The following is a 7,992-nucleotide window of genomic DNA, read 5'->3' as shown; positions in this document are numbered from 1 at the left end:
TCAATGTCAGCTGTTCTACCTGCTGGGCTAGGTGTGAATCCTGATTGTTGTTGTTTAAATTGTTCGTAAGATTTTCGTTCTTGCTCCAATCCGTATTTGATTCCCTCGGCACCATAATCAACTCCTAGATTTTTTTCACGTGTCACACGTTGCTTACCATCCTGATCGATAAAATCATACGAAAAACGGGTGATTTGTTGCTTCTGATTGAACCTCTCCCTTATGTTGACACCTAAATCAGTTAAATGCGCTTTAAAGCGCTCTAAATCGAAATGAAGGCTATCCTTTGTTTTTTCGAAGGCTTTGTCTATTCTGTCTCGTAAATCATCTTTCCATACATACTCGCCTTTATCCTTGAGTTTCTGTTCTTTAATTGTGACCGATGTGCCACGTTCTTTATTTTTCTCGATCACAGGGTAGCCGTGTTCCCTTACAATGGCATCATTGATCCGTTCGACAATCTTCTTTTCCTGATAACAATGATATTTATGGCCATCTTCTAAATTTACAGCGTTAAACACAATATGATTATGATAGTTGTTCGTATTGCCATGTGTATAGACGACAGCCTGAAAGCCACCGCCGAGTTCTTTATTCAGCCGTTCGGCCAGTTCATACCCCATTTGATTCACTTCAAAAGGATTAATATCACGGCCTTTAAAGGACTGTTCGATGAGATGTGCTTGAATGTCTTTGCCTTCGTCCTTTGCTTTATTGAACGCTTTCCTGACGACACCAAACTCATATTCAGCGTTACTCGGATCACAGTTGATGCCAGACATCGCAATACACTTCTTTTTAGATGTCCCTTTATCCTTACCATCACGCCCATATTTAATGGATGCGGTGGCACTTTTAGACGAAGCTACCTTAGTTTGTGCCATATCTGATGCACCTCACTCTGTAGCTGTTCAAATTCTTGTTTTAATGCATTGAATTCCTCAGTCAGCTTTTTAACCTCATTCATTTCATGTTGTCCTAAAAAGGTTTCTCTTGATAAGCTTTTTAAGGCACGTGTCGATTGATTCATATTATTACCAACACGACTGATCTCTCCTGAAAGTTTTGAAAGAGGAGGTAAGATACTCTGAATATCCTCTGACTTCATCAGAGGTCGATGTATCTTACCTCCTAATGCGCGTGCCTTTAAATATGATGTGATATTCAAGTTGGCACTTGAAGCTGTACCAACGATCACATCATATTCATCTGCGTTCACTCGAAAAGAAATAATCTTTGATTTTTTCTTTGCCTCGCTCACTTGTTCGTCCCTCCATTCTGTAAAAAATATCTCATATTCATTCGTCATTTTTTACGCCACTCCGTGCCGAAGTGATGTGATGTATCGGTTCAGACTGCTCCCTATTCGGTCACAGCCATTCACACGATTATTGTAAATCCAAATGACTCACTATTCGTTCACATTTGAGATTAACAACAGCCATCACATCACAAGAACACAAAACATTTATGTCCAATTGTTCTGTCACTATGCTTATCTCAATTATACTATAAATTGTACAAAAATGTTTTGGTCAAGCAGTGCGAATGTATACATTTGCTTCGCAAAGTATCATTCACCTCCTTGTAAGAGAAATGCTTTTCCCTTAACCCTTTCGTTTTTTATCCTCGCTAATTTCTTCGAAATTTACTCATGATAAAAAATATAAAAATCCACTCAAATATCATATGATATCTGAATGGATTTTTATAGAATACCTAGACTCATTAATTTAATCATGCTGACTACTTTCGTCATCATTCTCAAATCAATTCGACACAAAAGAGACTGTATTCCAGTCCCTTTGTAAGACTGATTATCACAATTTAGCCCTTCGTTCTAAACTGTGATAACCAGTTCGTCAGACCTTTTAAGTCACTCACATGCCAGTAACCTTTTGAATCGTCCATTGCGTTCGCAATGTTATTTAAATCCTTTTTTATTTGATTCAGTTCATTCTGAACTGCCTGAAATTTATTTGAATCAATGTCTGACTGATCTCTGTGTGAAATGGCATAATTTTTCTTAAATTCATCCAGCGAGATGAGCTTGCCATTCTCTTTTTTGGGGAAGTCTTTGCCAAAGACTTCTTTTAATATCTGAAGTTCCTTCTTATCTTTTTCACGCTTTTCTTTTAATAACTGTTTTCTCTTTTCTTCTAGTGCCTGAAGTTCTTTTTCGTAATCAATATTTGTCATCGTATGTCCTCCTGGTGTTTATCGTTATCCTTATTATGCCACTAGTTTTTAAGTGGTAAAAAGAATAAGGTAGGCCACCTAGAAGAATTCATAGGAATTCGATATAATGAGTAAGCCGTCTTCACTTCCATAGGCGAGATCTTATGGAAGGAGGTGATCTCCATGGATTTTTTACTTGTTAGCGTTATAGCGCCCCTTTATGTGGGCGTAGCTCTTGCGTTGTTTTCTCACTGGTTAGATCAACGTAAGAAATAAGACGGCATACCAGCACCTAAAAACCCCCTGACTGTTCCAGCAGTCAGGGGGTTCGGTGTTTCCATGGAATTTCTACTTGTTAAATTTATTATATATCATTCAGTTTCCTTTGTAAAACTAATCGATGACATAGACATACTTCATAGCATGTTTGAAAATTGTCAGTTCCTTACCTTCATCTGTTTTGATGTAAATCTCATATTTTGCGCCGAATAAATATGTTCCAGTCACAGCTTTGCCATCAAGAAAAACAACCTTGATCTTTTCACCTTTACGATGATAAAAACCAAACTTTCTCTTTGTTTCTTCTTTAATTTCTTCAGACACTTTAATCACCTCATAATTTGTTATTTATACAGCTATTATATTTGAATTTACTGCTTTTATACACTATTTATATACTTACTTATATAAAACATATACTTAATTTTATGAAATGTATAACCTGTTATATAAGTCCTGCTATATCACGTATAATGAATGTATATGAGAATATATAAAATATAAAAGGAGTGTATAAATGAATTATTCACTTAAGGAATTGTCTGAAAGGTTTTCAGTCACTAAAATGACAGTATTAAATCATGCTAGAAGACTAGATATAGAATTAGAAAAAGTAGATAATGCATTAGTTATAAATGATGAACAAGCATTAAAAATAGGAGAAAGCATCAACAATCAAAAACCATTAAATGAGAAAATAAATCTAAAAATGATTTTTGATATGGACAATCAAGAAGATGAACAGCCTACTCAAAAAGAAGAAGCTAAAGATAAAGTACTTCAGGACGATCTTATCAATCTCTTAAAGCAGCAGTTAAATGATAAAGAAAAGCAAATATCTTTTTTAGAAAATCAAATGAATGTTAAGGATATACAGATCAATAAGTTAAATGAAACTTTAGACAATCAGCAAAAATTATTACATAATCAGCAAGCATTAGCGTTGGAAAGCAATGATAGAATAAAGGCGCTTGAAGTTAAACTTAAAGAAAATGACAAAAGACAGGAAAAAGAAGGTAAAGATCAGCTATACATGGAGACAGAAACTCAAAGAGCTGACATGAAAGAGAACAAAGTTGATGATTTCTACAAAGATTTAAGGGAAGACGCTCCAAAAGGATTCTTCAGCAAGTTCTTTAAGAGATAATCTGATGTAACACAATGGTAATTATGTTACTTACAAAAAATATTTGTAATATTTTTACATTTGTGTTTATAATTAATCATTAAATAAATAAATAAGGGAGAATTTTATGCGTACTTCATGGACTTTGTGGTGGCTAGTTTCTACTTTAGAATTTTTAAGTTTTATAGGAATGTCAATTTTTTTATGGTTAAGGGAAATAGATGGCTCTGGTGCTGTTCAAACAACTGAAATCAAATTAATTAATATTGGTGTTTTAGCTATATTTTATATCATTCCTTTTGTCATACAACTTATTTGGTTAGTTTTAAATTTAATAAATAGTAATAAAAAATCTCAAAATTTAGCTAATCATTAAATTGATTGGCTTTTCTTTTTTTCTACGAAAATGTAACACAATACCAATTATGTTACATGACAAACCCCGATACCAAAGGGGTTTATTTTTATAACTGAAATAATGTATCATAATGATATGAATACATACATTATACGTATCATATAGGAGCGATTTTAATGAACAGCGTGGAACCGATTCGAGACGTAAAAAAGATACAGGAGATGAAAGAGGCACTTGCCTATTATGGATCAGAGCGAGACGTTTTTTTATTTAATCTCGGGATTAACTGTGGTTTAAGAGTGAGCGATATGTTGGGTTTAAAGAAAAAAGATATTAAGGACTATACAATTAAACTCCGAGAACAGAAGACCCGTAAACAGAAACAAATCCCCCTTTATCATCTAAAGGAGGATATTGATCGTTATATTCAGTTCTTAGAGGACGAAGATTATCTGTTTAAAAGCAATAAACTCGATTCTGACGGCAATGATAAACCCATTAGTCGTGTACAAGCCTACAGAATTTTGAATCATTCAGCAAAATCAATCGGTTTAAGTGAAATCGGGACTCATTCGATGCGTAAGACCTTTGGTTATCATTACTACAAGAAAACGAAGGATGTCGCTTTATTGATGGATTTATTTAATCATTCATCTCAATCTGTGACATTGAGATATATTGGGATAAACCAAGATATTATGAATGAATCCATAAGTAATGTGATGATAAATATCTATGTTTAAGTTTGAATTTCTTGTGGTTATTTGTTGAAAATTTGAAAGTCTTGTATACCTAGAGCATAATTATATTTTATATATACTGCTCTAGCTGCAGCAGGTCCACCAAATTTAGAAACCAAACTTCCTGCAATCGTCCCTAATAGTGCACCAGGAACTCCGCCTAAATATGCTCCTAATGCTGCTCCTCCACCTTCTGCACCTGTTTCAAGAACTTTTCTTACCGCTGTTTTAGATATCCATATCTTTGCACCCCACCAGTAAAACTCAACCTTATTTATACCCTCTGATGTTGAATAAGTAGTTATCGATTTTTCGACTTTGGCATTATTTTCAGGTATTAATGACTCTCCATGTTGAACATAGTTAACATTCTCTTCATGCAATAGGTGATTAGTTTTATTCAATTGTTTTTGAACAAGTTCAACTTCATTTTCAGTAAGAGTATTTCGGGCTGACTCTTTATCCAATATAAATTTATCATTAGTGTCATCTACAGAAATAAACGGATTAGCTTTATTTATCAATTCTTCAGACACAATGGTCATTTCATTTTTAACTGCATCATTTACAACATCATTAGTATTATTACTAACTTTTATTTCAGATGCTAAAGTTGTTGAAGTAAATCCTCCTAACAGTAAAGTAGTAGCATAGTAGATGCGATAATTTTTTTCATTTCTTTCAATCTCCCTTCTTGTTAGTGAAAAATATAAATATAAATCCAACAATTAACGTCAACATAATGTCTAACATTAAATCTGTCCATAGATTAATCTCTTCGAAGAAGTAAGGTTTTAGAATAAACTTTGAAAAAATTAGAGAAATAATAATTATTATTACTAGTATATATTCTTTCTTTATAGTTATCCCTCCCTATAAAAGTAATGAAAAAGCGCTTCTTTAATTTAAAGTCTAAATTACTAAAATACATTTTTCAACAATTTAGAAATAATTATTCCAAAAATAGCAAATCAAAATGGAAAACTTTCCATTTTGATTTGCTATTTTTTTTCATTAGTTATACAATTTAAATAACTTAATTGAACGTAAAAAGAACATTCAGCATTAATAACTGCTGGTAACAGTTATTAATCGCTTACCGATCCCTAACATCGGCAAACACTTTAGAATGCTCTTTTAACCCATCTATTAAGATTATGTTTTAATCATACCCGATTTTTCAAAGGTTATCAATAAAACAAATCTAAAGATTGTGTTGAAAGACTATTAAAACTGACATAAGTCATAAGAGTGCATGCCATGGAAAAGACCGGCGTGTACTCTTTTTTCGTTCCTAAAATCTAAAAAAGGAATGATAACAATGACTTATATCATGAATGACTTTGACAACAATTTTGAAACAATCATCGCAATGGATCGTACGGTTGAACGATACAATCGCTATCTTAAAAAGACCGAATACCTTATTTTAAACGTTTTAAAACAACACAGCTTAAAGATAATTGGTTACTCTCATTTAAAACTTCAGACCATCGCAGACCTTTTACATATCAGCAAGAAAACAGTCTATCGAACGCTAAAAAATCTTGATGAAAAAGGTTATATCACGAAGATTCACACGGTTAGTGGCAAACGTAAGAATAACGGCGCATTAGTCTTTAGAATCAATACCTATACACAATATGAAGTCATCCGAGAAAAAAATGTCCACGCTAAAATGTCCACGCTTAATCAGGTGATTAAGACCGGAAAAGAGCTGTCACAACAGGCGTTACAACATGTTCACGCAAAACAGGAAACTATATTCTTTTTAAATCTATTAAATATCTTTTTAAGTAACAAGAAACGTTTAAATAAAACACATTCTAAAGTTTTATATCACAATATTAAAAACTCAGATATCCGTGTCAAACCGATGGAAGTGCCTGACGCAATTTACAACGTCGCAAAGCCTTTCTTTAGTGATGAAGAAATTCTGTCTCTGTACAAAACAATGCTGAAAGAAACCATCAGTAATAACATTTATGACACTGAAAATCATATTGAGATCATGATTTATGCGATAAAATCCCTTGTTAAGGCAAAGAAAAAAGAATTTAATGGTCTAGCGTCTAAAATTAAAAATGACAGAGCCTATTATATCGGCATTTTACGTGAATATATTGGACAACATTATTTTGTCTATAATGCTGTCATCTAGTAATCATTGTGAATAAAGTGTATCGTGCTCTTTCTGTAGTTTCTGAATACGTTCGAGAAAATCTTTTTCTGTCTGTGAATTTTGAATCTGTTGTCGAATCTGATAACGCACGTTGTCATAATCTTGTGCTGTCAGATGACTGTATTCAGACACACTGAGATATTCCAGTTGAATCTTCTGAATAAGATGGTCACCAATATGCTGTTCATAGATGGCTAAATACTCGCTATGTTTATTCATGAGTGCTTTTCGTTTATCACGATCATCAATTCGATTGATTTTCTGTTGAGCGACTGAAAAATGACGATGGGTTACATGTTTTTTCACAGTTGTGTTGAAATCTAAAAATCCTTTATTCATCAAATTATCCAAATAGCTTTCAGCTACTTTGTACTGTTCGTTAACTTTTTGAACATGGAGATGTTGCTGGTAAAACGGTAACGGTGATAAGGGTGTCCATGTACTCATCGTGATACCGATGATAAAAACAATCAGTGATAAAGGCACTGTAAATCGTAATGATCTGATATGATCTATCTGGCTTGAAAGCCACAAGAATATCCCAAATAGACACAAAGCAATGATACAGACAGGCATCACATAATATAAAAATGTGAACATACTAATGCATTCCTATTACGAGATAATAGATGATAAACATCACAAAAATGAGACTGATGATGACCGGTACATAATTCAAAAAGATGTTTGACTTTAGATAACCTTTATCCAGTTCTTGTTGGTAGCTATCCATCTCAGATTTTAAATCACGCTTTATATCGGTTAAAACTGTTTGTTTCAGCTTTTTAGCGTTCAAGTCCACCTCGGTCATGTTGTCTATTTTGTTTTGACTTAACTGAATGGTCTTTTGGAGTTCTGTCTTGAGTGCTTTGTTTTCGTTGATGGCTGTGTTCATCTCTTGTTCTAGGTTCTCGTTGTGTTCTTTCATTGCCTGTATCTCTGATACGAGCGTCAAGTACTTGTCCCGCATACTGTTGAATGCTATCTCTGCTTTCTGGTATTTCAATGTCAGCTGTTCTACCTGCTGGGCTAGGTGTGAATCCTGATTGTTGTTGTTTAAATTGTTCGTAAGATTTTCGTTCTTGCTCCAATCCGTATTTGATTCCCTCGGCACCATAATCAACTCCTA

The 7,992-nt window shown here is 33.5% G+C and carries 12 protein-coding genes; 5 read left to right on the top strand and 7 right to left on the bottom strand.

The genetic code is table 11. The features are described 5' to 3' along the window. The 3 genes from ERX35_RS11060 to ERX35_RS11050 all read right to left on the bottom strand — a co-directional run. Positions 1 to 884 (bottom strand): relaxase/mobilization nuclease domain-containing protein (locus ERX35_RS11060; protein WP_149459944.1); only part of this gene is annotated, 884 nt, incomplete at its 3' end. After that, positions 866 to 1,309 carry a plasmid mobilization protein gene (locus tag ERX35_RS11055; protein WP_246143170.1) on the bottom strand — a complete coding sequence of 148 codons (444 nt, stop codon included), beginning with the start codon at positions 1,307 to 1,309 and terminating at the stop codon, positions 866 to 868. The genes ERX35_RS11055 and ERX35_RS11060, both read right to left, overlap by 19 nt. Before the next feature lie 518 nt (positions 1,310 to 1,827). Further along, positions 1,828 to 2,199, bottom strand: coding sequence for a hypothetical protein (locus ERX35_RS11050; protein ID WP_149459943.1), 372 nt, complete (start codon positions 2,197 to 2,199; stop codon positions 1,828 to 1,830). 162 nt (positions 2,200 to 2,361) lie between these two features. Between ERX35_RS11050 and ERX35_RS11685 the strand changes: the two genes are divergently transcribed. After that, positions 2,362 to 2,454 (top strand): type I toxin-antitoxin system Fst family toxin, encoded by a 93-nt coding sequence (locus tag ERX35_RS11685; RefSeq protein WP_149459942.1) that lies wholly within the window; start codon positions 2,362 to 2,364, stop codon positions 2,452 to 2,454. A 117-nt stretch (positions 2,455 to 2,571) separates the two neighbouring features. Here ERX35_RS11685 and ERX35_RS11040 read toward each other — a convergent pair whose 3' ends face one another. Continuing rightward, positions 2,572 to 2,781, bottom strand: coding sequence for a hypothetical protein (locus ERX35_RS11040; RefSeq protein ID WP_149459941.1), 210 nt, complete (start codon positions 2,779 to 2,781; stop codon positions 2,572 to 2,574). A gap of 193 nt (positions 2,782 to 2,974) precedes the next feature. Here ERX35_RS11040 and ERX35_RS11035 point away from each other — a divergent pair, with 193 nt between their 5' ends. From ERX35_RS11035 to ERX35_RS11025, 3 genes are all read left to right on the top strand, one after another. Further along, on the top strand, positions 2,975 to 3,604 hold the full coding sequence (locus tag ERX35_RS11035; RefSeq protein WP_149459940.1) for a DUF536 domain-containing protein: 630 nt from the start codon (positions 2,975 to 2,977) through the stop codon (positions 3,602 to 3,604). Positions 3,605 to 3,710: 106 nt separating this feature from the next. After that, a complete protein-coding gene (locus ERX35_RS11030; RefSeq protein ID WP_120786728.1) occupies positions 3,711 to 3,959 on the top strand; it encodes a DUF3923 family protein in 249 nt (82 codons plus the stop codon). A gap of 158 nt (positions 3,960 to 4,117) precedes the next feature. Beyond that, positions 4,118 to 4,684, top strand: a complete 567-nt coding sequence (locus ERX35_RS11025; RefSeq protein WP_149459939.1) for a tyrosine-type recombinase/integrase — start codon at positions 4,118 to 4,120, stop codon at positions 4,682 to 4,684. Positions 4,685 to 4,701: 17 nt separating this feature from the next. On the opposite strand, the gene ERX35_RS11020 is transcribed toward ERX35_RS11025, so the two are convergent. Further along, complete coding sequence (locus tag ERX35_RS11020; protein WP_149459938.1) at positions 4,702 to 5,406, bottom strand: hypothetical protein; 705 nt, start codon at positions 5,404 to 5,406, stop codon at positions 4,702 to 4,704. Positions 5,407 to 6,014: 608 nt separating this feature from the next. Here ERX35_RS11020 and ERX35_RS11015 point away from each other — a divergent pair. Then, the gene (locus ERX35_RS11015; protein ID WP_170234622.1) at positions 6,015 to 6,842 is read left to right on the top strand and encodes a helix-turn-helix domain-containing protein; all 828 of its coding nucleotides are present in this window, start codon (positions 6,015 to 6,017) and stop codon (positions 6,840 to 6,842) included. A 3-nt stretch (positions 6,843 to 6,845) separates the two neighbouring features. On the opposite strand, the gene ERX35_RS11010 is transcribed toward ERX35_RS11015, so the two are convergent. Together ERX35_RS11010 and ERX35_RS11005 are read right to left on the bottom strand one after the other, a co-directional pair. Then, complete coding sequence (locus tag ERX35_RS11010; RefSeq protein ID WP_246143169.1) at positions 6,846 to 7,349, bottom strand: hypothetical protein; 504 nt, start codon at positions 7,347 to 7,349, stop codon at positions 6,846 to 6,848. A 115-nt stretch (positions 7,350 to 7,464) separates the two neighbouring features. After that, on the bottom strand, positions 7,465 to 7,980 hold the full coding sequence (locus tag ERX35_RS11005) for a hypothetical protein (protein WP_149459935.1): 516 nt from the start codon (positions 7,978 to 7,980) through the stop codon (positions 7,465 to 7,467). Between the last annotated feature and the right edge of the window lie 12 nt (positions 7,981 to 7,992).

The organism is Macrococcus equipercicus, from assembly GCF_004359525.2.
Taxonomy (GTDB): Bacteria; Bacillota; Bacilli; order Staphylococcales; family Staphylococcaceae; genus Macrococcus; species Macrococcus equipercicus.
Note: the sequence above shows the minus strand (reverse complement) of the source record. Positions and strands in the feature narration are given on the sequence as shown.